This is a genomic window from Dyadobacter chenwenxiniae (assembly GCF_022869785.1).
Lineage (GTDB): Bacteria > Bacteroidota > Bacteroidia > Cytophagales > Spirosomataceae > Dyadobacter > Dyadobacter chenwenxiniae.
The window spans coordinates 1,955,064-1,979,284 of sequence record NZ_CP094997.1; the positions used below are offsets into that span (position 1 = coordinate 1,955,064).

General features: G+C 46.2%; 16 protein-coding genes. 6 read left to right on the plus strand and 10 right to left on the minus strand.

The features are described 5' to 3' along the window. Positions 1 to 12: 12 nt before the first annotated feature. From MUK70_RS08075 to MUK70_RS08085, 3 genes are all read right to left on the minus strand, one after another. Positions 13 to 3,627 carry a SusC/RagA family TonB-linked outer membrane protein gene (locus MUK70_RS08075; RefSeq protein WP_234655955.1) on the minus strand — a complete coding sequence of 1,205 codons (3,615 nt, stop codon included), beginning with the start codon at positions 3,625 to 3,627 and terminating at the stop codon, positions 13 to 15. 36 nt (positions 3,628 to 3,663) lie between these two features. Continuing rightward, a complete protein-coding gene (locus MUK70_RS08080) occupies positions 3,664 to 4,746 on the minus strand; it encodes a FecR family protein (protein WP_234655954.1) in 1,083 nt (360 codons plus the stop codon). Positions 4,747 to 4,864: 118 nt separating this feature from the next. Then, complete coding sequence (locus MUK70_RS08085; protein WP_234655953.1) at positions 4,865 to 5,440, minus strand: RNA polymerase sigma factor; 576 nt, start codon at positions 5,438 to 5,440, stop codon at positions 4,865 to 4,867. A 312-nt stretch (positions 5,441 to 5,752) separates the two neighbouring features. On the opposite strand from MUK70_RS08085, the gene MUK70_RS08090 reads away from it, so the two are divergent. Continuing rightward, entirely contained in the window at positions 5,753 to 6,772 is a 1,020-nt protein-coding gene (locus MUK70_RS08090) for a ScyD/ScyE family protein (RefSeq protein WP_234606916.1), read from the plus strand. A gap of 78 nt (positions 6,773 to 6,850) precedes the next feature. Here the strand turns inward: MUK70_RS08090 and MUK70_RS08095 are convergent, their stop codons facing one another. Beyond that, a complete protein-coding gene (locus tag MUK70_RS08095; protein ID WP_234655952.1) occupies positions 6,851 to 9,868 on the minus strand; it encodes an ATP-binding protein in 3,018 nt (1,005 codons plus the stop codon). Between the two features lie 7 nt (positions 9,869 to 9,875). Continuing rightward, entirely contained in the window at positions 9,876 to 10,268 is a 393-nt protein-coding gene (locus MUK70_RS08100) for a response regulator (protein WP_234655951.1), read from the minus strand. A gap of 206 nt (positions 10,269 to 10,474) precedes the next feature. Here MUK70_RS08100 and MUK70_RS08105 point away from each other — a divergent pair, with 206 nt between their 5' ends. Beyond that, the gene (locus tag MUK70_RS08105; RefSeq protein ID WP_234655950.1) at positions 10,475 to 11,566 is read left to right on the plus strand and encodes a glycerophosphodiester phosphodiesterase family protein; all 1,092 of its coding nucleotides are present in this window, start codon (positions 10,475 to 10,477) and stop codon (positions 11,564 to 11,566) included. 6 nt (positions 11,567 to 11,572) lie between these two features. On the opposite strand, the gene MUK70_RS08110 is transcribed toward MUK70_RS08105, so the two are convergent. From MUK70_RS08110 to MUK70_RS08130, 5 genes are all read right to left on the minus strand, one after another. After that, positions 11,573 to 14,188 (minus strand): ABC transporter permease, encoded by a 2,616-nt coding sequence (locus MUK70_RS08110; protein WP_234655949.1) that lies wholly within the window; start codon positions 14,186 to 14,188, stop codon positions 11,573 to 11,575. Next, complete coding sequence (locus MUK70_RS08115) at positions 14,185 to 14,520, minus strand: PadR family transcriptional regulator (protein ID WP_234655948.1); 336 nt, start codon at positions 14,518 to 14,520, stop codon at positions 14,185 to 14,187. The genes MUK70_RS08110 and MUK70_RS08115 overlap by 4 nt, the downstream gene beginning before the upstream one ends. Before the next feature lie 106 nt (positions 14,521 to 14,626). Further along, entirely contained in the window at positions 14,627 to 18,838 is a 4,212-nt protein-coding gene (locus tag MUK70_RS08120) for a hybrid sensor histidine kinase/response regulator (RefSeq protein WP_234655947.1), read from the minus strand. 102 nt (positions 18,839 to 18,940) lie between these two features. Continuing rightward, on the minus strand, positions 18,941 to 19,348 hold the full coding sequence (locus MUK70_RS08125) for a response regulator (RefSeq protein ID WP_234655946.1): 408 nt from the start codon (positions 19,346 to 19,348) through the stop codon (positions 18,941 to 18,943). 56 nt (positions 19,349 to 19,404) lie between these two features. Then, the gene (locus MUK70_RS08130; RefSeq protein ID WP_234655945.1) at positions 19,405 to 20,355 is read right to left on the minus strand and encodes a TonB family protein; all 951 of its coding nucleotides are present in this window, start codon (positions 20,353 to 20,355) and stop codon (positions 19,405 to 19,407) included. A gap of 232 nt (positions 20,356 to 20,587) precedes the next feature. Here MUK70_RS08130 and MUK70_RS08135 point away from each other — a divergent pair, with 232 nt between their 5' ends. From MUK70_RS08135 to MUK70_RS08150, 4 genes are all read left to right on the plus strand, one after another. After that, positions 20,588 to 21,238, plus strand: coding sequence for a hypothetical protein (locus tag MUK70_RS08135; protein WP_234655944.1), 651 nt, complete (start codon positions 20,588 to 20,590; stop codon positions 21,236 to 21,238). Between the two features lie 69 nt (positions 21,239 to 21,307). Continuing rightward, on the plus strand, positions 21,308 to 22,255 hold the full coding sequence (locus tag MUK70_RS08140) for a hypothetical protein (RefSeq protein WP_234655943.1): 948 nt from the start codon (positions 21,308 to 21,310) through the stop codon (positions 22,253 to 22,255). 51 nt (positions 22,256 to 22,306) lie between these two features. Next, positions 22,307 to 22,891 (plus strand): RNA polymerase sigma factor, encoded by a 585-nt coding sequence (locus tag MUK70_RS08145; protein ID WP_234655942.1) that lies wholly within the window; start codon positions 22,307 to 22,309, stop codon positions 22,889 to 22,891. After that, positions 22,878 to 24,212 (plus strand): hypothetical protein, encoded by a 1,335-nt coding sequence (locus tag MUK70_RS08150; RefSeq protein ID WP_234655941.1) that lies wholly within the window; start codon positions 22,878 to 22,880, stop codon positions 24,210 to 24,212. Before MUK70_RS08145 ends, MUK70_RS08150 begins: the two co-directional genes overlap by 14 nt. Positions 24,213 to 24,221 lie beyond the last annotated feature (9 nt).

The window sequence follows — 24,221 nt, forward strand, 5'->3', positions numbered from 1 at the left end:
GTTCGTTCTGTTTTAAAATCCGAGACTAAGACCTACGATAATCGATTTGGGCGTTGGATAAACACCTTCATCCACACCGATCTGCCGGTCGGAGCCGCTGTTGAAATTCCGCAGATTCACCTCCGGGTCAAGTCCTGTATACTTGGTAAATGTGAACAGGTTTTGCGCCTGCACGTACACTTTCAAATGGTCTGTCCCGATTTTGTTAAGGATTGACTTCGGTAATGTGTATCCCAACTGAATGTTCTTGAACCGCAGATAAGAACCGTCTTCAACGAAATAAGTGGAAGGCTCGCCGCTTTGCGCGTCATTGGCATCCAAGATCGGAAGCTTGGCATTGGGATTATCGGGCCGCCAGGATTCGTACAGCATGCGCTTCGTGCGGTTTCCCTGGAACACCTCAAAATCAGTCCAGTAGCGGACGTGATTGAAGATATCATTGCCTTGTACGCCCTGTGCAAAGATGGTCAGGTCGAAGCCTTTATAGGCAACATTGGCATTGATGCCGTAGGTAAAATCGGGGTGCGGGCTGCCGATGTATGTCTGGTCGCTGGCGTTGATAATGCCATCATTGTTCACATCACGGTAATCGAACTTGCCGACTCCCTGGGTCCTTTTTCCATTGATATAAATATTGGAATCATAATAACCCGGAAACTTCGCGTGCGCCGCCACCTGCTCCTCATTTTGCAGGATCCCGTCGATGATATAGCCATAAAAGGATGAGATCGGACGGCCGGCAATGGAGCGTGTGACGGCGGGTGTACGCAGGGAAAAGCCTGGCAAAAAGTCGTTCGGGTTCTGCGGATCGAGTGCCAGGATTTTATTGCGGTAAGTTGAGAAGTTAACGCCGATGCTGTAAGTGAGCTGTCCATCCATAACGGCTTCATTGTAATTCAAACCAAGGTCCATGCCCCTGTTTTGTAATGAAGCAATGTTCTGGGCAGGAATGGATGCGTCTCCCAGGCGGGGATCGTATGCTTTTGTGTAAAGCAAATCCCTGGTCTGGCGATCAAAAACGTCCAGGCTCAGGTCGAATTTGCCTTTGAACAAATTGGCATCCAAGCCCACATTGACGGTTGTGGTTGTTTCCCATTTCGCATTAGGGTTACCAAATCTGGCCAGGTCGAAACCCTGTACGTAGCCGATTGGTGCACCGCCAATCCCGTAACCGCTGCTGTTTGGATTGCTCTGATAAGTGGAATAAGCATTAAAATCCCCGATTTCCTGGTTACCGGTCTGTCCCCAGCCGGCTCTCAGTTTCAGGTCTGTAATGAAGCTTACATTGGATAAAAAAGCCTCTTTTGACAGCCGCCAGCCTATGCTTGCCGCCGGGAAAGTGGCATAGCGTGACGCTGCCTGGAACCGCGAAGATGCGTCACGCCGAACTGTTCCCTGTAACAAATACTTGTCCTGAAAAGCATAATCGATCCGGCCAAAGTAGGAAAATAACGACCAGGAAGAAGATGCATAACCACTGTTGGTAGACGTGGAAGGGTTACCTGCATCAATGTATCTCAGATCTTCCGCGTTGGAAAAGAAGCCCTGGCGATAAGCATTCACAAAGTTTCCGTAAGAATCAATGGATTCCAGACCGGCAAAAACATTCAAATGGTGATCGCCGAATGTTTTATCGTAAGTCAGCGAGTTGGTCCAGGTCCAGGCATAGCTGTAACTTCTGTTTTCACTCAAACTGTTCACGTTGGTCCCGTGCGCAAGCTCGATCTCAACAGGGGTAAAATAGGTTCCTGCCGAGACCGTCGCATCGATCCCGAAGCTGGTTTTTGCAGTCAGGTTTTTGAGAATGTCCACTTCTGCATAGGTGTTACCAAAGATGCGCAAATCTTTATAACCATTGTTTTTGTTCCTTACCAACTGCCCTACCGGGTTATTGGCATTACCCAAATTACTGCCTAACGTCCCGGCGAAGTTTCCGCCGATATCATAAACCGGGATGATGGGCTGTGCGCGATATGTATTGGAAACCTGGCTCGTCTCGCTGTTATTTCCATAATTCCCCTGGCGCTGTCCATAAGCGACCTGCAAATTTTCACCAATGCGGACCCTTTTTTTGATCGTAAATTCTGTATTGGCCCGAATCGAATAACGCTTGTAACCATTATGGATCAAGATTCCCTGCTGGTTGAAATAATTGGCAGAAAAAGCATAACGGCTCTTTTCCGAACCGCCCGAAACGCCCAGTTGGTAATTTTGAATCGGTGCGGGGTCAAAGACCTCATTCATCCAGTCGGTTCCTTCTTTGTTCGCCTTCGTAATCGAGAATTTTGTTTTGCCGAAATTCGGATCAGTGTAGCGGTCAAAGCTGTAATTCGCCGGGTTCACACGCGGTTCGTTGGCCGAAGCGCCGTCCGGGATAATGTAGTCCGGAATAACCGGCTCAGCACCGCGGCCAAACTGTGCGTGTTCCGGATTGCCCGTGGTGGGATTTACAACATTCGCATTCTTTTTGCTCTGCCAGAGATATTGACCATACTCGGCCGTGTTTAGCAGGTCCATTGTTTTGGCAAGCCTTTGCACGCCGTAATAGGCATCAAACGTGAACTTCGGCACGCCGTTCTTTCCCCTCTTGGTTGTAATGATTACGACGCCATTCGCCGCACGCGATCCGTAAATCGAGGCAGACGAAGCATCCTTTAATATCTGAATGGTTTCAATATCGTTCTGGTTGATGGTGTTCAAACTTCCTTTGGTCGGCACGCCGTCGATTACATACAAGGGGTCATTGTTACCTAATGTGCCATAACCACGCACCCGAACGGCCACACCGCCACCGGGCGTGTTGTCCGTTCCCACGGTTACGCCTGCAGCGCGTCCCTGCAACTGCTGCGCCAGGTTAGTGGCCGGGACAGACAGGAGCTTTTCGGCGTCGATGACACTTACGGAACCGGTAATGTCTCTGCGGGATTGCGTGGTATAACCTGTTACAACCACTTCGCTCAACGCCTTGATATCTGCTTCCAGCGTGACGTTTACAGATGAACGGTTAGCCACCTGAATTTCCTGAGATACGTAACCGACAAAGCTGAACACCAAAATGGCCTTTTCGTCAGGAACAACCAGCGTGTAAGATCCGTCGCCGCCCGTAATTGCTCCTTGCTGGGTGCCTTTCACCACCACACTTACACCCGGAAGCGGCTCTTTGCTGTCGCTCGCCAGCACTTGTCCTTTGATTGTAATGTCAACCGGATTGAGGTAAGGGAGCGGAATGAGCATTCCCTGCTCTTTCGGCGCATCGGGCGCATCCTCCTGTTTTTTATTTAAAATAATGTATTCACCTGACACTGAAAACCTGATCTGTAAGGGCATCAGCAGTTCCTTCAAAACCATTTTCAGGGTCTGGTTGGTTGCGGACAATGTTACTTTCTGATTTTTGATCAGGGACGGAACGTAGGAGAACTTTACTTTTGCAGACTTCTCAATGCTGGCCAAAACACTTTTTAATTCCTGCTGATTCGCTTCAATGCTCACTTCCCGGTTGAGAAGCTCCTGCGCCAATCCATCGTTCGCAAACGACAGGCCGGTGAAGATCAGCGAAACGAAAAATGGAATGCATGTAACTTTTATCACAGTTACCAGAAATTTTAATGGTTTACTATTTTTTTTCATACACTAAAATTGGTTTGGGTTAGGAATATCAGGCTCTTAATCACAGCCTTCGCTCGAAACGATCACTTGCCCGTCGCTAACGCGATAGCTCGCCCCGATGGTCTGGCTGATGATGTCTAACTTCGTGAAAAATGGCTCATTACTTAGCTCAACATGCAGCGAACATTTCTCCATGACCGCGCTGTCGTACACAATGGGAATGCCGTAAACCTTTTCGAGTGTGGCAAATACTTTATGAATGGGCTGGTCCATGAACACAAATCCGGACTGGGTTTCGGGCTTGATGAGTTCTAGCGGCATGCTGGAAATGGATTTGGAAAGCAGGTTGTCCCTGGTCGAAAAAATCGCCTGCTGGTTGGGCGTCAGCAACAGTTCGGTGTTACGGCTGCGCTGATTATCAATATCCTTCATGGCTAACACCGAAACCCTGCCACTGCGGACGAGTACTTCAACATTTGTGTCCGTCGTTTTCACTAGAAAGCTGGTTCCTACCACGCGGGTCACAAGTCCGTGCGCGTATACGAAAAATGGATTCAGCGCATCTTTTTCCACCTCAAAAAAGGCTTCTCCGGACAAATACACCTCTCTTTTTCTGTTGTGTCTGAATGCTTCCGCATAGCTGATCCGACTTGCTGGCGAAAGGGCCACTACGCTGCCGTCCGGCAGTTTGACTGACATTTTTTGATTGGTGTGATTCACAACCTCTTTCATGGGCACCTGCACTTGCGACACATATTGCTTATAATCAGAAGCGGGTTGCTCCTTCTGCATCTTATGCGAAATCCCCCATCCTATGCCCATAATCAGCAGCGCTGAGGCAGCCACTGAGATCCATGTTGTTGTAAACCTGTATTGAAACGGCTGGGTAACCCGTGGCCCGGTGCTGGCCAGGATCCTGCTGACCTGTATTTCCAGATCGTCATCAGAAAGTTCGGATTGGTTTCGATTCCAGGTCAGTAACAGCTCACGGGCTTGTTGCATGACCACCTTTTTTTCAGGATATTGTCCTTCGATTTTTGTCCAGAAATCACTTGCATTCTGGTCATGCTGCGTGACCCAAAGTCTGAAATCTTCATCTAGTAAAAAATCTTCCAGATTGTATTTATCATAATTTTTCATAGCAAAGCACCATAATTGTGGCACTCACAATGACATAATCAGGATTTCGTAAAATAATCATGGAAAAAGTTGAAATATTTTTAAAATAATATCTCAATCTTTCCTATGAGCCTAAAAATCAGATCGATAAAATGAACAAAAGGATGGTGTGCAGCAAAGTCTCCCACTTCTCGCGGAAGAGCTTGAGTGTAATGTGCAGTAAATTGGCTACCGCCGGTCGGGTGATCCCCAGCACAGTTGCGATCTGATCGTTTGTGAGGTTTTCGTAAAATTTGAGGTAAATGATCTCCTGTTGCCGCGGCGTTAATGTGTGCAGCACATAACCAATTTGTTTCTTGGTTTCGTCGGTATGCTCGGATGAAATGATCCTGGATTCAATGTCTTCTTCATTCAGAAAAAGTGCATCGCCGTTTTCCAACGGGATAAATACATTGCTGCGCTGCTTTTCCTTGAAAATCCGGTTACGCAGGCTTTTCAGCAAGTAGGGCTTGATCTGGTCCGTCGCTCCCAGAAATTCGCGGCGGTCCCAAAGTGTGGTGAAGACATCGTGTATGCAATCCGTGAGCGCCTCGTGATTGGCGATCAGCTTTTTCCCGTAATCAAACAATGCGCGATAATGTTCCCTGATCATGGATTCAAACACAGCCCGGTCGCCATTTTTGAATTTTTGCCAGAGAAGCAAATCATTTTCCATGGTTAGCAACAATAGTAAGGCAACAACACCCAATTTCTTTATTAAGTATAATTCAACCTTTTATTACTGCAAAAGGCTAAGTGATAGGACTTTTAACGGATAACGTTTTGCCAATCCGTTTCAAAAAATGCACGCATAATGCCTGTTAGGAAAAAGCCTATCGGAATGCTCTGGCCATAACCTGTGAAAGGCAGAATAATCTGAATGCATATACCATTTAATAAAAAGATAAAATTAGAATTGTCCCTTTACGGCTTGATTTATTAATATTGCTACGTGTTATTTTACTCACAATTCTCAAACCTGATGCTTATGAAATCTGCTCGTTTACTTGGCCTCGCCTTTTTTGTTTTCGCCTCTGCCCTAAGCTGTACGGACCACGCTCCGGACCCCGTCGAATTCCAGTCTGCCGAATTTTCAAAAGGCACCCTGCTAGCTCCGATTGCCATTACTAAAGGCGACAACAACACGCTTTGGGTGACGGAGCAAGGCAGCGCAACAGACCAGGGCGACACCCACGACGGCGCCGTTTCAATGATCGGCGCGGACGGCACGGTGCATCGCGCCATCACAGGATTTTTATCTAAAAGCAGTGTAGAAAAAATGCCTAGCGGACTAACGCACCTTTTGTATAAAGACGGGATGCTCTACATTCTTCATGGCGTAGAAGGCAGGCTTTATAAGGCCAATGTTTCGGCGTGGAAACCTGGCGACGCTCCGTTGAAAGCCATGGATCTGAGTTACGAAGATTTAGGTTCATTTGTAAAAGCACAATTCCCTGATCCGGCCACGGCGGAATCTAACCTTTACAATCTGGCCTGGGGGCCAGGCGGTGACCTTTTCATCACGGATGCGGCTGGTAACATGATCATCCGCAGAAAAAGCGATGGTTCAAAAAGTGTTTTTGCCACTTTCCCTGATTTCGACAATCCTAAAAAACCGGTGGGCGGCCCGACTGTTGATTTCGTTCCAACGGGAATTGCGTGGGATGGCAGCAAATTCTTTGTTACTTCCCTGACCGGCTTTCCCTTTAACGCAGGACTGGCTGAAATCAAGACGGTGGATCAGATGGGCAGCGTCTCCGACTATAAGAAAGGATTTACTACACTTGTTGATGTTGTACTTACAGACAGCAATAAACCTTTGGTATTGCATTTCTCGGATTTTTCCCCCTCGTTCATTTTCGAACAAAATAAAGGAACCGTCAATAGTGAAGACGGGGGCGTCGTTCTGGCAGGCCTGAATATGCCCACCGACATTGAAAAGGTTTATACCAACACTTATTACGTGGTTTCGCTGGGGAACAGCAAAGTGTATAAGCTGACATACTGATATCTTGCTGATAGAAAACAAAAAATCGCCTTCCTTTTCCGGAAGGCGATTTTTTGTTTTCTATGGAGGATCAATTTGCTAAACCGGCAGCCAGATATGGAATACAGCGCCATTTCCGAGGCTTGATTCGGCGGCAATGTAGCCCTCGTGCTGCTCCACTATCTTTTTCACAATGCTAAGCCCGATCCCGGTTCCTGAATATTCATGTTTACCGTGCAACCGCTGGAACAGGCTAAAAATTTTCTCGCTGAATTCTTGCTCAAACCCGATGCCATTGTCCGAAAACGTAATTTGATAAAAAGGCTGGTCGGGATTCACGAACGTAGGCGCAACAACGCTACTTCCCTTCACAATTTCTGAGGAAATCACTATCTCAGGGCTTTGTGTTGAGAATTTGAGTGAATTGCTGATCAGGTTCGAAAACAGCTGGTTGATCTGAAAGCCGTTCGCTTTGATAACAGGAAGGTTTACACATTTTATCACTGCTTGTTTTTCTGCAATCAATAGTTCAAAGTCGATCTCAATGTCCTTCACAATCTTATTCATGTCAATGAGCGTATGACCCTCTCCTATCTTAGCTAACCGGCTGTATGTCAGCAAAGACTGAATGAGATCGCTCATGCGTTGCGCAGACGACGAAATCTTGTCATAGTAAACTTGTGTGGCTTTTTCGTCCTGTTTATTCTTTTGGATCAGATGGATAAATGTCTGTATTTTCCGCAGCGGCTCCTGCAAATCGTGACTGGCAATGTAATTAAATGATTCCAGCTCCTTGTTCGCTTTCACCAAATCCTCCGTGCGCTGCTGAACTTTTTGTTCGAGTTTATCTGTAAATGATTTCTGATCCAGGAAAATCTTCTTTCGTGAATTATTGATCTTGATCTGTGATTTGATCCTGGCCAGCATTTCATTCGCGGAAAATGGTTTTACCAAATAATCATCTGCACCAATTTCATAACCTTCTATTTTCGAATCTTCCCCAGCCCGGGCTGTGATCAGGATTACCGGCAGCTGCGAAGTTTCCGGATTGGCCTTCACCCGTTTGAGCAGTTCAATGCCGTCGACTTCTGGCATCATAATGTCACTCAAAATCAGCGTAGGCTTATATTTTTGCATTTTTTCAAGCGCGTCGAGACCGTTTGTTGCCGTAATCGTACGGTATTTCGTAGCGATCAGCGATTGTATATGTTGCCGCATATCAGCATTGTCATCCACAATCAGGACGAGCTCATCCGCTTCTTCGGGCAGAATGCTGCTCAGATCACCATCCTTATCTGATGATTTGTCCCTTCCGACTAGTGCCGCCACTTCCTGCAGATATGCATCAGCACCCGGAATTTCGAAGCTGGGATTATCTTCTAAAATCTGTGTGACCGGCAAATGCCCCTTTCCCAACGGAATTGAAACCGTAAAACAGCTACCCTCTCCCTCAACGCTTTCCACCTGGATTGTTCCCTGGTGCAGCCGGACCAGCTCTTTGATCAGTGACAAACCGATCCCGGTGCCTTCATAGGTCCTTCCACCAGTGTTTTGAACCCGGTGAAAGCGCTCAAACATATGTGGCAGCTCACTTTCCGGAATTCCCACTCCGGTGTCCCGCACTGTCAGCACGGCGTTTCCCTCCTTTGCATAAACATCCACAGATATGGTGCCTTCCAATGTGTATTTAAATGCATTGGACAAAAGATTAAAAACGATTTTCTCCCACATTTGCCGATCCAGATACACCGGAGGAATTTGCTCGTCCGTATTGACATGGAATTGCAGATCAGCCCTTTCTATCACGGACCTGAAATTGGCAGCTAAGTTTTGGGTGTAGGTTGCTAAGTCCGTCAGAACAAAGTTTGCCAAATGCCGCCCGCTCTCAATGCGACTGAAATCCAGCAGGGAATTAACCAGTTTCAGAAGCCGCAGCGCATTACGGTGCGTCAACTCGATGCTCTGCTTTTCGGCAGTTGTCAAAGCGGTGCCCGGTTTCTTCAACAACTCTTCAAGCGGCCCCAGGATCAGCATCAGGGGCGTGCGAAATTCATGACTGATATTGGTAAAAAAAAGTGTTTTTGCCTTATCCAATGCTTCCAAGGCCTCCGCGCGCTTGCGCTCTTCCTCATAGGCAAGCGTGTTGCTTACACCCAGCGCAATCTGGTCCGCGATCATTTGAATGAAGTTCCGGTAAGCATCATCAAATTTGCGGTAAGGGTTAAGCCCTACCGTGAGCACTGCCAACGGAAACTGCCTGGTAGCGGATTTAATAGGAATGTCCACAAAAACCCTGGGCGGAACATCCCAGTCGCCTTTGGGCACTTCTTGCCACCGCCCGTTCACAGGCGATTCTGTCATGTGGTTTTCAGTAATGGCCGTTAACCTACCGGCAGCAACTGTTTCGCCATCACGCAGATCCAGCATTCCGTCAACTGGTTTTTCAGCAAAGCCTGAGTATGCAACAATTTCGGCGCTGCTGCCGTCATTTTTTATTTTGTAAATCAATGAAAAAGGGAAATCCCTCGGGTTGCCCGAAAGTGCTTTCGTCGCTTGTGCGTACACTTCCTGCTCATTTTTTTTCTGCGCAACCGTATCAAGCTGCTGCATAGTTCTGAGTGCCCTCTCATTGATAATCCTTTCTGTATCAGCAGTATTATAGCAAATGATGCCGGACGGAAGACCGTCTGCACCCAGCACGGGTGTGTAGGAAAATGTATAGTAAGTCTCTTCTGGAAAACCGCTCCGCTCCATAATCAGCAGCTGGGATTCTACATAAGTGCCCTCATCTTTGTTCATCGCCCGCGACAGCAGCGGCTCAATGTCCTTCCAGATATCTTTCCAAACAACAGAAGCTGGTTGCCCTAACGCGATCGGATGTTTCCCCCGAACGATATCAATATAGGCATCATTATAAAGTTTGACCAGCTGGTGGCCCCAGCCAATCCAGATCGGTTGCTTGGAGCTAAGCATGATCCGAACGCATGTTTTGAGGCTTTGTGGCCACTGTGCGGGGTTACCCAAACTTGTTTCATCCCAATTATATTGCCGGATGCGCTCACCCATCTCACCTCCTCCGGCGAGGAATTCAAGCTTTTTAATCTCACTGTCAACCATGCAATGCCTAGATAAGGGTCGATACTATTCTTTTGATCTCTTTTTTCACCTCATCCGTATTGGCCTGTTTTTTAATCAGCCCGGAAGCGCCCAGGTTCCTGCACTGCTCTACGATGGTTTTTTCGTTGGAAGTTGAGTACATAAAAGTGGGAATATGAACAAGTGATGGCCTTTTTTTCATCTCTGCTAAAAATTCCATACCATTCATTTTGGGCATATTAATGTCAATAAATATGACATCAGGGGCAAATGCAGGTTGTTCAAGTTTCTCAAGTGCCTGAATGCCGTCTCTTGCAAACACACATTCTGCTTCGGGAAGTGCGTCTTCCAGCATGATTGAAAATATTTCCTGATCGTCAATGTCATCATCAACCAGCAGCACAGTCACTTTTTCGGGCATTTTTACAGTTTTCAAGCATACGCAACGAGCGCTACGCAAGATAATGAAATCCTATCTCTGCAAAAAGTGAAGAAATGGAAAGCGGCTTGCATAATCGCCTTAATCGCTCTGTCTTCCAAGCCTTTAACCATTTCAATTGATACACAATGTAACGCACCACGCATTGCAAGACCTTACACGAGGCAGCAAAAGCAATAACGACGCATATGGGAAAAATCGTGGAACCGGCGGGCGATCTGTTGGAGAAATACGAAACAGGTTACCAAACTTTTTTTCAGGAACTCAGAAAACGGAACTACATTCAGGATTCGTTTTTGACCCGATCACAACAGTATGTTAAAAGCTTAACTACCCATTTTTTTATGAAAAAGTCTTTTTTACTTTCTGCCGTAACCAGCTTGTTTCTTTTCGGAGCGTTAAATGCTGTGAATGGTCAGGATAAAATGAATGTGCTTAAATTGAAGTCTGCCAAAGATCTGCACGCGTTTTTTAAATACACCGGAAATGATGTGCTGCTCATTGCAGGTCACCGCGGCGGCATGATTAAAGGTTTTCCTGAAAACTCCATCGCGACTTTTGAAAATACATTAAAACATACGCCGGCATTTTTTGAAATAGACCCGCGGCTCACAAAGGACAGTGTAATTGTCCTCATGCATGACGCCATGCTGGACAGGACAACGACAGGGAAAGGCAAACTTTCTGATTATACCTATGCGGAGCTCAAACAGTTTAAGCTGAAAGACGCCGAAGGAAATGTCACCGATTTCCCAATTCCTACATTAAGCGAGGTGATTGAATGGGGTCGCGGTAAAACCATTCTGAATCTCGATCACAAAGACGTTCCGCTGGAAATGACTGCCGCATTGATCAAAAAACACAAGGCAGATTCATTCGTCATGCTGACCGTGCATAAGCCCGAAGAAGCGGCTTTTTATCTAAAAAATAACCCTAACAGCACATTTTCCGCATTTATCAAAACAAAAGCAGAATTTGAGGCATATCAAAAAGCAGGCGTGCCTTTTACACAGCTCATTGCATACATCGGGCCATTGGTAAAGCCTGAAAATCAAGAACTTTACAGCCTGCTCAACAAAGCGGGCGCGATGGCCATGATCTCTGCGGCGTCATCCTATGATAAGTTAAAAAGCGCAGAAGAGCGCAAAGCGGCCTATGTTTCGATCGCAAAAGATGGCGCATCCATCATTGAATCGGACTATCCGATTGAGCTGGCTGAGGCCGTGAAGGGCTTCATTAAGCAGGACAGTCCGAAGCAAAAGTTTTTCGGCAAAAAATAAATTCAGTTACTCGCTTTTCAACACTTTGGCCGGATTGTTCCTCGCGGCTTTAACCGTCTGCGATCCGATCATCAGGAAAGCGAGTAACATCACAACCAAAACGCCCGCGAGCAATTCCAGTATGTTGATCGGTTGGTGATACGGAAAGTCGTCCAAAACGATTTTGTCAAAGAAAAAGTAGGTTGCCGGAATGGCGATCAATGCGGAAACTATTAGCAGGATCAAAAACCCTTCACACAGCAGATACACCAAACCACCTTCGCTCGCTCCCAGCACTTTGCGGATACTGATTTCCTTGAGCTTGGTTTCGGTCGTGAAAACCACCATTCCAAACAATCCGAGCGAAGCAATACAAATCGCCAGGAAGGCAACAAAACCAACGACCTTGACCATGACCGAAAACTGGCTGTATGCAGACTCGATCTGGTCGTTGTAGAATTTCGCCTGGATGGGATGCACTTTATCGACCTTCCGCCAGGCAGTTTCAAGCATGTCCATTGTGCCGGGAAGGTCCCCGGACGCGATTTTTACATTGAGATAGCCGGACGGCTCATTGGCGGAGTAGCGAAATATGACCGGCTCGATCTTCGCTTCCAGCGTGCCATAATGGAAATCCTTGATCACACCTATGATCGTTAATGCCTGACCATCCACAGTTACGACTTTGCCCAGCGCATTTTCCGGACTTCTTTTAGCAATGTTAAATCTTTTCAGAACCTGCTCATTGACGATAACTTCACTCTCTTTCCCTTTCCCGGGCCGCAATTTGAAATTTGTTCCAGCCAGTAATTTGTGATCATGCAGCGGCATATAGTGTTCGTCGACCAGATTCAGCCACACATTGTTGGAATCAAGGCCGTATTTGAGCGTCGATCCGTGGTAACTTCCCAGGCTCGTGATCATCAGTGATCGTGAAACCGCTTTCACAACAGGAATCTCTGCAAACTCCTTTGCCATTACATCCGGATTATTTCCTTGCATGCGAATGTTGACAATGTTTTCTGTTTCAAATCCCAGATCGAAACGGAGCAAACTTTTATACTGGCTGTGACCGACAAGTGTCGCTGCAATAAAAAACAGTGACAATGTATACTGAATGACAATTAATGCCTTACGCATTCCGATCCGCCGGAAAAGTGTCAGGTTTGACATATCCTTCATCACCAAAAGGGCATTGATGCGGGAAAAAAACAATGCTGGCAGGAAGCCGGCAGCCAGGCCAACAAGGCAGGCTAGGGCAATGAAGTAAAGAATCGTTTTGAAGGACAAATCCAGGGAAAGGAGGTCGGAGATATTCGAATCCAGGGCAAGGAATTCTTTCTTCAAAAACAAAAATAACCCTAATGAAAAAACCAGTGCGAGCATGGCAATGATCACCGACTCGGCCATAAACTGTCCCAAAACATGGCTTTTTCTGGCACCAATGATCTTCCTGATCCCGACCTCCCGCGACCGCCGGAGTGAGCGTGCAACGGATAAATTGGTATAATTGAAACAGGCAGAAAGTATGATCACGAACGCCAGTCCGCTCAACACCCAGGTAACGAGCGGTGAAATGGCAGGCCCCACATTGTTAGAGAATTTTCCGCCCAGCACGGCGCCCTTCATGGATTCCAGAGAAATGGATACCGCTTTGTCTTTGTATACAGCACTTTCCTGCTTGCTGATCTTTGCCAAAGCCGCGTTTACAGGCGCGATCTCGGAATGCTCGGGCATTAACACATACACATAATTGGACCATATGTTATCCCAATCATAAAAGTTGTTTTTTTCCTCCTGCTGCGCCTCAATGGTTGCGAAGGAAACCAGCATGTCAAACCGGATATGGGACAGTTTAGGCAAGTCCTTCACAACGCCCCGAACCACATAACTGGTGGTATCGAACATTACCGGCTTGCCAATCGGGTCCGCTTCGCCAAACATTTTCCTCGCTGTTTTTTCGGACAAAACCAGCGCATAAGGTTCTTGCAGGGCCGTTGTTACGTCGCCTTTGACCAACGGAAATGTGAAAACTTTCAGAAAAGAGTTATCTGCCCAGATTGCTTCCAGCGGAAATGTCGAATTACCAACGCGGGCGTCACCTGAGAATCCGTTACGAAAAGTCGTAACCTGCTCCGCGCCTGCCACCGTTTCCCGGATTTTCTGCCCAGCCTTCACCAAAGTGGAAGCAAGCTCCATAGGCGGCTGATCGGCATTTCGAAAGCTGGTAATAACCCGGTAGATCCTGTCACGGCCCTGGTGAAAATCGTCATAGGAGTTTAAATCTGTAATCACGGTGATCACGAGCAGGCCAACAGACATACTGACGGCCAGGCCGATAATGTTGATCAGAGAGAACAATTTATTGCGGACGAGGCTGCGGCGTGAGGTTTTGAGATAGCTGCCAATCATGATCCAGTGAATGAAAAGGTTAAAGAAATCTATTTTCCGAAAAGTATAGGGCCTCAGAAATTTAAGCACGTCGATCACGTAGATGATCCTGGCCCGGAGCAATCCTTTATTTTTTACATTTCGCTCAAAATATTCGAACAGATCTCCTTCCAAATCTTCCAGCAAACGTGGACGGCAGTACCATTGCAGGAAGCGGGTTGCCCAGCGCGGCGGTTGGCCTGTTGCTTTCATATGGAGCCTTCAAGGTTAAAGCCTGGAATGTTGCGCCAGATATTTTCACGCACTTCTTTGGACCTCGTCAGCGCGACCTTTCCGGTATGGCTAACCTCATAAAAACGCTTACGCTTTCCACCCCTCGTGCTGCTCGCCTCCCCCAGCCTGCTCTTTGCTAAACCCTTCTCTTCCAAGCGGTTCAAAACGGAATGCACCACACCCAGCTTAGCAGCCCGGCCCGTATACCTTTCCAATTCATCACAAATCGCAACACTATATGCCTCGCTTGCCAACGAAGCGATCGTCAGCAAAACCAGCTCCTCAAACTCCCCTAAATGAGTTCCCTTCATAAAAACCAAACAAACAAGAAGTGCATATCTTCACCAAATGTATGTAAAATCGATTTATTAATTCTTGCTTTGTATGTATAATATTTTTTTACCTTAAAATGGGACGCTACTCCGCCGAAATACAAGCCAGATATGCCCTCTTTAATGACGACGTAATGTCATCGTAACGCAGGGGTTTCGAGATGTAGTCGTCCATACCGGCTGCGAGGCATTCTTCGCGGTCTTCTTTCATGGCGTTGGCGGTCATGGCGATAATGTAGGGCTGGTCGATTTGCTGTTTACGAATGCGGCGTGTGGCTTCCAATCCGTCCATTTCGGGCATTTGGATATCCATGAAAACGACATCAAACTTCTCCGAAAAAGTTCTTGCGACGACTTCCAAACCGTCGCGGGTGACGATCGGATTGTATCCCATTTTGCCCAGGATTTTCACAAAAAGCTTTTCGTTGATCTGGTTGTCTTCTGCAACCAGGATGTGCAAAGGATATTGAATGGCAAACCCTTCTGAGAGCGGCGATGGAACGGGCGGTAAAATCGGGCGGGCAGAATCACCCTGATTTTTGAGCTCCATCTGGATGAGCTGGCCCAGCTGGTGATGTTTAACAGGTTTGGTGAGTATCGCTGCAAATAAATCCTTGACATTCTGGCGCTTATCATCGCCTACGGAGCTAAGCAGGAAGATCGGCAATGTGGGAAAGCGCGCCTTGATTTTTGCAGCCAGGCTCAGGCCATCCATTTCGGGCATTTGCTGGTCGGTAATGATCAGGTCAAATCTGCTTCCGCTGTCCAGGATTTCCAGCGCTTGCTTTCCCGATGATGCCAACGTTGGGACCAGTTTCCACTGTTCCATCTGCGCCTGGAATATGCGCAAATTCGTTTCGTTATCATCCACGACCAGAACGGCCTTTCCGTCATTTTCGGAAGTGTTAAAATGCACATATTGCCGCTGAGCTTCATGGCTTATTTCGGCCAGAATCGAGAAATGAAAACTCGTTCCCTTGCCAGGTTCACTATCAACACTGATCTCTCCGCCCATCAGGTTCACAAGCCTTTGGCTAATGACCAAACCAAGCCCCGTGCCTCCATACTTACGTGTGTGAGACGAATCCACCTGCGAGAACGCTATAAAAAGGCGGTCGAGCTTATCTGCCGGAATGCCGATCCCTGTGTCTTTGATCTGAAAGTTGATTTCAATTTCCTCGTCACTTATGTATTTTGCCAGCTTCGCAATAACGAGAATTTCACCTTGATGCGTGAATTTGATTGCATTTCCCACGAGATTGACCAGAATCTGGCGCAGCCTCTGACTATCACCGATGATCTGATTAGGGACCTGCGGGCTGATCTGATAAACAAGGTCCAGCCCGATCACCGCGGCTTTGGAAGAAAATATGTCCAAAACATCCTCTATGCAGTCGCGGAGGTTGAAACTGATCTTTTCCAGCTCCATGTTTCCGGACTCAATTTTGGAAAAATCCAGAATGTCGTTGATAACTGTAAGCAAGCTGTCACCACATTTGATAATGGTGTCTGTATATTCTGTTTGTTCCTCATTCATAGGCGTTTGCGCGAGCAGCAAAGCCATCCCGATCACACCATTCATGGGCGTACGGATCTCATGGCTCATCGTTGCCAGGAAAACACTTTTCGCCATATTGGCCTTTTCGGCTTCTTGTCTTGCCAGCAATTCCCTTTCGTGCTGACCCTGCAAACGCGCGTTCATGATTTGCAGATCTGCGGATTGCAGTTCCAGTTCGTGCTTTTGCCGGATGACTTCTACCGTCCGTTCCGCAACCTGCATTTGCAACAAATCTTTTTGTCGCTTAATGGCCCCTATCCGCCAGCGGTAAATGGCGTAAATGCCACAGGCAGCGCATAAAGCGGCCAGCGCCTGAAACCAGATTGTTTTCCAGAATGGCGGCGTCACATGCAGGGTAATGCTTGTCCCACTTTCATTCCAGACGCCATCATTGTTGGAAGCTTTCACCTTGAAAACGTATTCTCCCGGATCGAGATTGGTGTAGGTTGCCTTCCTGTTTGTACCACTATAAATCCAGTCTTTATCAAAACCGACGAGTTGATATGCGTATTGGTTCTTTTCAGATAATGTGTAGTTCAGCGCTGTGAATTCGAATGAAAGCATGGATTGCGCATAAGAAACTGTTATTTCTTTGGCTGCGCTGATCTGGTTGTCAATGGGAGAATCCTTATCAAGGTTGCTGACCGGTCGATTGAAAATCTGGAAACCGGTAATAAAGACCGGAGGAACAAATGTGTTGTATTTAATGCTGTCGGGATGGAAAAAGTTGAGGCCATACTGTCCTCCGATGAAGATCAAGCCCGCCTTGTTTTTGAATAAGGACAAGCGGTTGAATGATCCTTCCTGCAAACCATCGCTAAAATCAAAATTTCTGAATTCCGCTGTTTTCGGATTAAATCTCGAAAGCCCGTTGTTGGAACTGACCCAGAGCAGCCCGTGATCATCTTCTGCAACGCCCTGAATCACATCGTTGGGCAAACCGTCGGATTTTTGGTAATGTTTAAATGTGCTGTTTTGTTTATTATACAGGTTCAAACCACCGCTGGTGGCAACCCATAGTTGCCGATTTTTATCTTCAAAAATTGCATTCACCTGATTGTTAGACAGACTCTTAGCTTGTTTAGGATCAGATCTGAACGTTGTGAACCGGTTATTTTTTTCATTATATAAATTCAGGCCGCTACCCTCCGTTCCCACCCAAAGCTTTTTTTCTGAATCCACAAAAACAGAGAGGATCACATCGTTGCTGATCGAGCCGGGAATATTGGCATTGGCCCTGAATTCGCTCACCTTCCCTGAAACTTTATCATATTTCAACAAACCTCTGGACGTCCCAATCCACAGACAGCGCCTGCTTTCGTCATTGATCACTACGTGAATGTTGGCATACACGGCGGAAGCGGGATTGTCACTCTTATTCAAATTCCGGAAGGAAGCCGTTTCCCGGTCGTACAGACTTAAACCGCCCTTATAGTTTCCTATCCAAATGTTGCGCGCCTCATCTTCACAGATAGCGATCACATAGTTGCTCGCAACGCTGTTTTCATTGTTCGGGTCGTGCGTAAAATGGGCAATCTGATTTGTCTTCCTGTCCAGGACATTGATGCCACCTCCGTCGGTTCCGGCCCAGACTTTCCCCTCAAAATCTTCTATCACGGTCAGGACATTGTCGTTATTCAAACTTTGGGGAGCAATGGTGCTGGTCTTATACAGGCCAAATTTTAACGGCTCGTGATCCATGACATTGATGCCGCCGCTGTAAGTGCCTATCCACATTGTTCCTTGCGGGTCGCAGAACATGGTGTAAATAGAACCGTTATTTAAGCCGCCAACATCGTTTTTGTCGTATCTAAAATGGGAAAATGCATTGCCTTCCTGCAATACATTGATTCCGCCGTTGCGAGTCCCAATCCACAGCTTACCATTTTTATCTTCCTCCAATGAAATAACATCGTTATGCGAAAGGCCCGGCTGCCCGTCTCGATGCTTGAACGACGTGAATGTTCCCGTAATGCGGTTAAGCAGATTAAGCCCTCCGCCTTCTGTTGCAACCCACAGCCTGCCGCGCGAATCTTCGAAAACCTCATTCAGATCATCGTTACTGAGCGAAGTAGGATCACCGGGAATGTTTTTGAATGTGAGAAAGCTATTTGTCGCCGGATTAAACCGATTAAGCCCCCCGCCGCTGGTCGCAATCCAGATAGTTCCCTGCCTGTCCACGGTAATGTCGCTGACCACGTTATGGCTCAAACTTCCCGGCACTCCGGAGTTGGCAGAATAATTGCGAAATGTGTTTTTTTCAGGATTAAGGACGCTGATGCCGCCGCCGATAGTCCCAAGCCAAATGTTTCCGTTCTTATCCTGATCAATGGCATGCACTGCGTTGTTAGCAAGACTGTTGTCATCGCCTGCCTTGTGCCGGTAGTTTGTAAAAGTATCCGTATCGCTGTCGAACCGGCTCAATCCGCCACCGTCGGTTGCGATCCACATTATACCCCGTTTGTCTTCAAGAATGGCATGGATATAATTATGACTGATACTCTGCGCATTACCAGGATCATTGCGATAAACCGTAAAAGTGTAGCCGTCAAATTTATTAAGGCCATCCGGAGTCCCGAACCACATAAATCCGCGCCTATCCTTTGCAATACAAGTGACGTTGTTTTGAGACAACCCCTGACCCGTGGTGAGATGCCGGAATTTTGCGCTGTTGTTTTGGGAAAATGAACTGGTGGAAAAACAAAGAAGAATGAAGAGGAAAGTAAAGAATTTACGCATGCAAGGTCACGTTCAGTTGCAACTATTTCTACGTAAATTAAACTGAATTTATTACTCTGCAAAGAAATATTATAAAATAAAGCACAAAGCCAAAGTTATGCCCTAAGCACTTGCCCAGTAACCTACAACATCCTGAATTTCTTCTGCCAACAACTCAATGGTGCTGGGTTTCGAAATCACCTTCACGACGCCAAAAGAGTTGAAATCGGGTAGATCATCCGTTCTGAAACCTGTGAGAATGACGATGTCGGCATGGTCAACGCCAAGCGCCTCATTGATGGCAAACAAGCATTTAGGCAGTTCCATCATCGGCATATTGAAGTCCAGGAAAATGTTTCCCGGTAAAGGTGAAGACCTTTTCCTAATCTTTTCCACAGCGTCCTGGCAATTGTAGGAGTGCTCGCAAGTTGCTGTCGGATAAGCAAGTTCTAATGCAAATTCAAAGATCTCATGATCATCGGGATCATCGTCTATCAGTAAAATATTATTGTTCATTTTGGTATAATCCATTCCACACACAGTTCCTAAACCATATAGTAAAACAATTGTTCCCGGAACCTGTCCACTCACTTTTTATATTTCATTTCAATGGCCGGCAGCGGCATAATCACCGGCCTGGTAATCATATTGTAGCGATAGAGCTCCGTTTTCGGCGGCTCCTTTTGGGAAAGGTTTAGAGATTTCTCGAAGAACGCTTTGAATTCTGTGCCATTTTTGAAGGTTGGCTTATTGACCGTCAGGCGGCTTTTTCTGCTAAAAATATCGGGCTGTTTTTCACGGATATGGATCGGCAGCTTTTCTACTTCCAGGTCAAATGGAATAACGATGGTGTATCGAACCGCCACGGCTTTCCCGTTTTGCCTCGCTGGCGTCCATTGTGGCATATTTTGAACCAGTCGCACGGCTTCTTCATCAATCCCCCACCCTGGCCCGTTCACGATCACCGGACTACTGATGTTCCCTTTTTCATCCAAAAAAAATGAAACCGATGCCTGCCCCTCCACCCCTGCCTTAAATGCCTCGGGCGGATATTGCATGTGATGTGCAAGAAATTTGACCAGTTCCTTCGTCCCTCCGGGAAAACGCGGCCATTTTTCCAACATTAACCTGTTTCCCGGCGGCTCGTTCGTCTCCGATGCTTTTTTGGGTTTTACCTCTGGTATAGTCTTGCTGACCCACCCCAGTTTTGCTTTGAGAACGATATCATAATTTTTTTCAGATTTGCTGACATCCATCTCCACCGGCTCGAAGTCAGGATGGCTAACGGTCATCAGACTATTTTCAGGAACATTGCTGAGCTCGAAATAACCTTTGATATTGGTCACGGTTCCCAATGTGGACCCTTTGATAAAAACGGCTGCATTAAAAACAGGAATGCCGTTCACGTCCTTCACTACGCCTTTTACCTGAATTGTTTCTTTGTGGTTAATATTATCTGCACGGGTAAATTTCCCGATCATTACGAGGATAAGAACGCTTGCGACCATTGCGTTCATTAACATTGGACCTTTGATCATATAACTCGTTCAGTTACTTGAATTACTTCCCATACAAAACGCGCCTTCCAGGAATTTATTTGCAATGCTTACGCAGCCCGATATGCAGTTTCCGGTAATCGGGTGCATAAAGAGCATTCGCTAACAAGCGTAAACAAATTTCAAAAATGTGCAACGCATTTTACTTTACTGTGTGTCCTAGTTATGGAAGACACAAATGAAGGAAATTACAAACAAGTAAACCGTTGCAACAATGAAAAGAATTTTCCCTGCAATAGTGATCTGGGCCATTGTTCTTACAAATTTTTCATGTTCGAACGTAACTACGGAAACGGTTATTCCGAAAGTATCAAATGACACGGGTCCATTTGAACAAAAGCAATTTGAAAACTATCCGATGCGTGTTACAGATGCTTACCGGATTGTTGGAGGAGATTCACTAAATTTACTTGCAGACACCATCATTCAGCAATACAGAGACGCCGTTTGTCTGGTTTTCCGTGAAGGCTATGTTTACTTCTACGGCAGCAGCAGCATCCCGAATACCAAGTTTCCCTCCCACGCACAAACCTTCTCGCTGAACATCAAGATCATGCTTCCCACGAATATGAAATATCATTGGAACACCGAGAAACAAACCCTGATCGTCAGATCATCCGGTTCGTCCAGTTATTTTCCGATTATACCGGATGGCAAAGAGGCATATATAGACACTACCGGCGTATTTTTTCACAAATCAATGGAAGAAGCGCAGAACTCCGGCAAGCGGGAACAGATCAGATTTATTTTCAATGACGTAGACCCTAAACTCGGGGCCGTGTCGTATCACATTACAATGCGGCCCTTGTGGTTTTATGAACGCGAGCCTTTTGACCTGGCACATCAGCGCTTTGTTATGTTCTGATGGGTCTTGAAATGAATGGTTATTTATCGGCACTTTTACGTGTTAAATTTTAGGTAAGATTAAGTTGGTATGAGAGTTATTGTTCTGTGCATCCTTTGTTTGTTTTCCATTGCATCCTGTAACCAAGTCAATCGTTTAGAGCCGATTGAGCCGGAGCCGGTGCCCGGTAAGGTGATCGAGCAGATAAAACAATGGTATCCCAATGCAGAGAATATGGTGTTTAAGCCACTGCTTGAAAAGCTGGTCTGGGAGGTAAAGTTTGACGAGGGTGCCGACAAGTATTCTACGCTCGCTGACAGCACCAAAATCTGGGAAACCTATCGTTTTAGCTCAGAAAATCCCCCTTCAAAATTGTTGACATTAGTAGGAAACAGTGCATTTAAAGGAGGAACGTTTAGCGCAAACCGCGACCAGATCGGGACCGTTGCACCGGACCAGAGAAACAGGCTGATCTATAACTTGCAGGGCAATGATTATTCGTTTAACTGGGTATTGGTAGACAACCGGATTGCGGGAGCGGCCTTTGAAGAAACGCTTTACTGGATACTTTATGAGGATATGAGCGTCCTGCCCCAACAAACGCAGACCTACATCCATGCAGATCCCAATATCAAATTTGTATCTGTGGAAGTAAAGATCAGTTTGAATTACACGAAATCCTATAATGTGCTGGTGAGTTTCGATAAGGACGGTGTGAAAACATATGCCAACCTACTTTTTAACGAAGCTGGTGATGTTAAGTGGTTTAGCAGGGCATTCAATGAGCCGGACGACCCTAATTCTCTGCCCAATTTTGACGAATTGCCAGACGCAATTCAAGAGTATATCGACGCGTCGCCCGAACTTGCCGGCTTCACTACCCAACCCGTCATTGGCATGAAATGGATGGGAGAATATAGGAACGCCAAATGCTATACGCTCAGATATCTCAATAACACAACATTCGACTTTTGCGATTTGCAATTTGACGGAGAAGGGAAGTTGGTAAACAAAACATACTTTATTTATTTTCAATAAGATACGCTGTAATTATAAACTGACCTCTAACGCGTTCATGTTCCGGACTTTATGAAGTTTTTTCTCTCAAAAAAATTCAGTAATCTGGCCTCCCTGGTGAAAGCTTGCCAAAAGCAAGATCCAAGTGCGCAGACTGCATTTTATGAGCGGTACAAAGGGCGGTTAACGGGTGTTTGTCAGCGTTATGCAAGAACAAGAATGGAGGCGGAAGACATTTTCCAGGAGGCATTTATCAAAATTTTCAACAATATCCAGGATCTGAAAGACCCGGATTCAGTGGATAGTTGGGTCAAGGTGACGGTTGTGAGGACAGCGATCAATTACTATCACAGGACCACAAAACAACAGGACCTTAATGGTTCGATTGACAAAATGGATATTCAGCTCGAATCGGACGATTATGGAAAGATCATTGATCAGTTGAATGTGAAAGATTTGTTGGCGATCATCAACGAGCTGCCAGACAAATACAGGACGATCATCAACCTGCACCTGATTGACGGCTATACACATGCTGAAATTGGTGAATTGCTCTCCATCCCGGATGCGACTTCCCGCTCGCAGTTTATGAGGGGACGTAATTTGCTTTTAAAAAAATTGGAACTTAAAGGGATCGTGCATCATGAAAACTTCTGAGGATAAACTCAACGAGGCATTGCGGGCAGCCCTTCAACGCAAATTTGATGATTTTGAAGACGTGCCCAATCCGTCTGCATTCAGGAAAATACGCGCTAATATTAAACCCGGCCGGCAGTGGAAATATCTGTTTTTTACATTGCTATTTGTAGGCATAACCATTGTTGGCATTATGACAGACCAGCATTTTATGAAAAAAGATACGATAAAAGCGTCAGTAACAAAGACAGCTGTATCAAGCACGGAAGTGAACAAAACGAAAGTGACTGAGACAGAAGCTGCTAACATAGCATTGCGGACAGAATTGGTCTCAGCTAAGCAGTCTGTAAATCACAAAATCTTGGCTGGCAAAAACGAAAAGCTGGCAATAAAGTCATTTGAAAACAAAAAGATCTCTAACACAATATTACTCTCAAAAAATGTTGAAAGCAGTGTTTCAGCCATTTCTCAGGATCAACCTCAAAGCAATTTTGTAAACTCTCCAATATCAGTCACCCCGCAACTTTCGGGACCTTCATTTTCGAATTCCAGAAATACGCCAGATTCAGTGCGCGGTGAGAATGCGGAGGAATTGCTAAGTCAATTTAAGACAACAGATATAGACAATAGAATTGAGTCAGCCATAAATGAAATGGAAAACCAACCCGTGACAATTCCACATCACAATGCTGACTTGCCCGAAGTTCGGGTTCCAAAAAATGATGTAAAGCCTGTTGTGAAGCATAGCACAAGCAGTTTTAGTTGGCTTGTTAATGTGGCTGTCCTGCAATCTTACCAGATTCTGACGGTGCCCTCCGGTGGGCAAAGTTTCCAAAATTTTGAGTTTCCTTCCACTTTTTCTTTGCAGTCATTGGGATATAAGTTCAGTGTGGGGGTTGAGAAAAAAGGTTTTCAATTTATGCTTCATTATGGCCGGTTTCAGCAGTCCTATTCCTACGAAATCGCTGGTAATGATTACATTGTGCCCACTTTTGACAAGGATCATTTCAAGGTAATACGCCAGGGGACGCGGGTAAGCCAGGATAACAAATTCAGCCTTTTGGGAATCGGGGCCAACAAGCAGGTAAGCTGGGGAAATGCTTCGGTGGGCAAATATTACGCTACCGCGGGTCTGGAATATTCGTATGGCCTGATACGAAAACAGAGCATCGGCTGGGTTAATGCCAGCATAGGGAAACAATTTCCGATCAGCAAAAACACATCGCTTCATATCGGACCGTATGCTGAATTCAGTCCGGTAAAGTTTGCAGGTTCGGGCGATCCGTTTTACTACCAGCCTTACCGGGTTGGTATTTCGGCAGGTTTAAGGCTGAGCAGATAGAAACTCTGG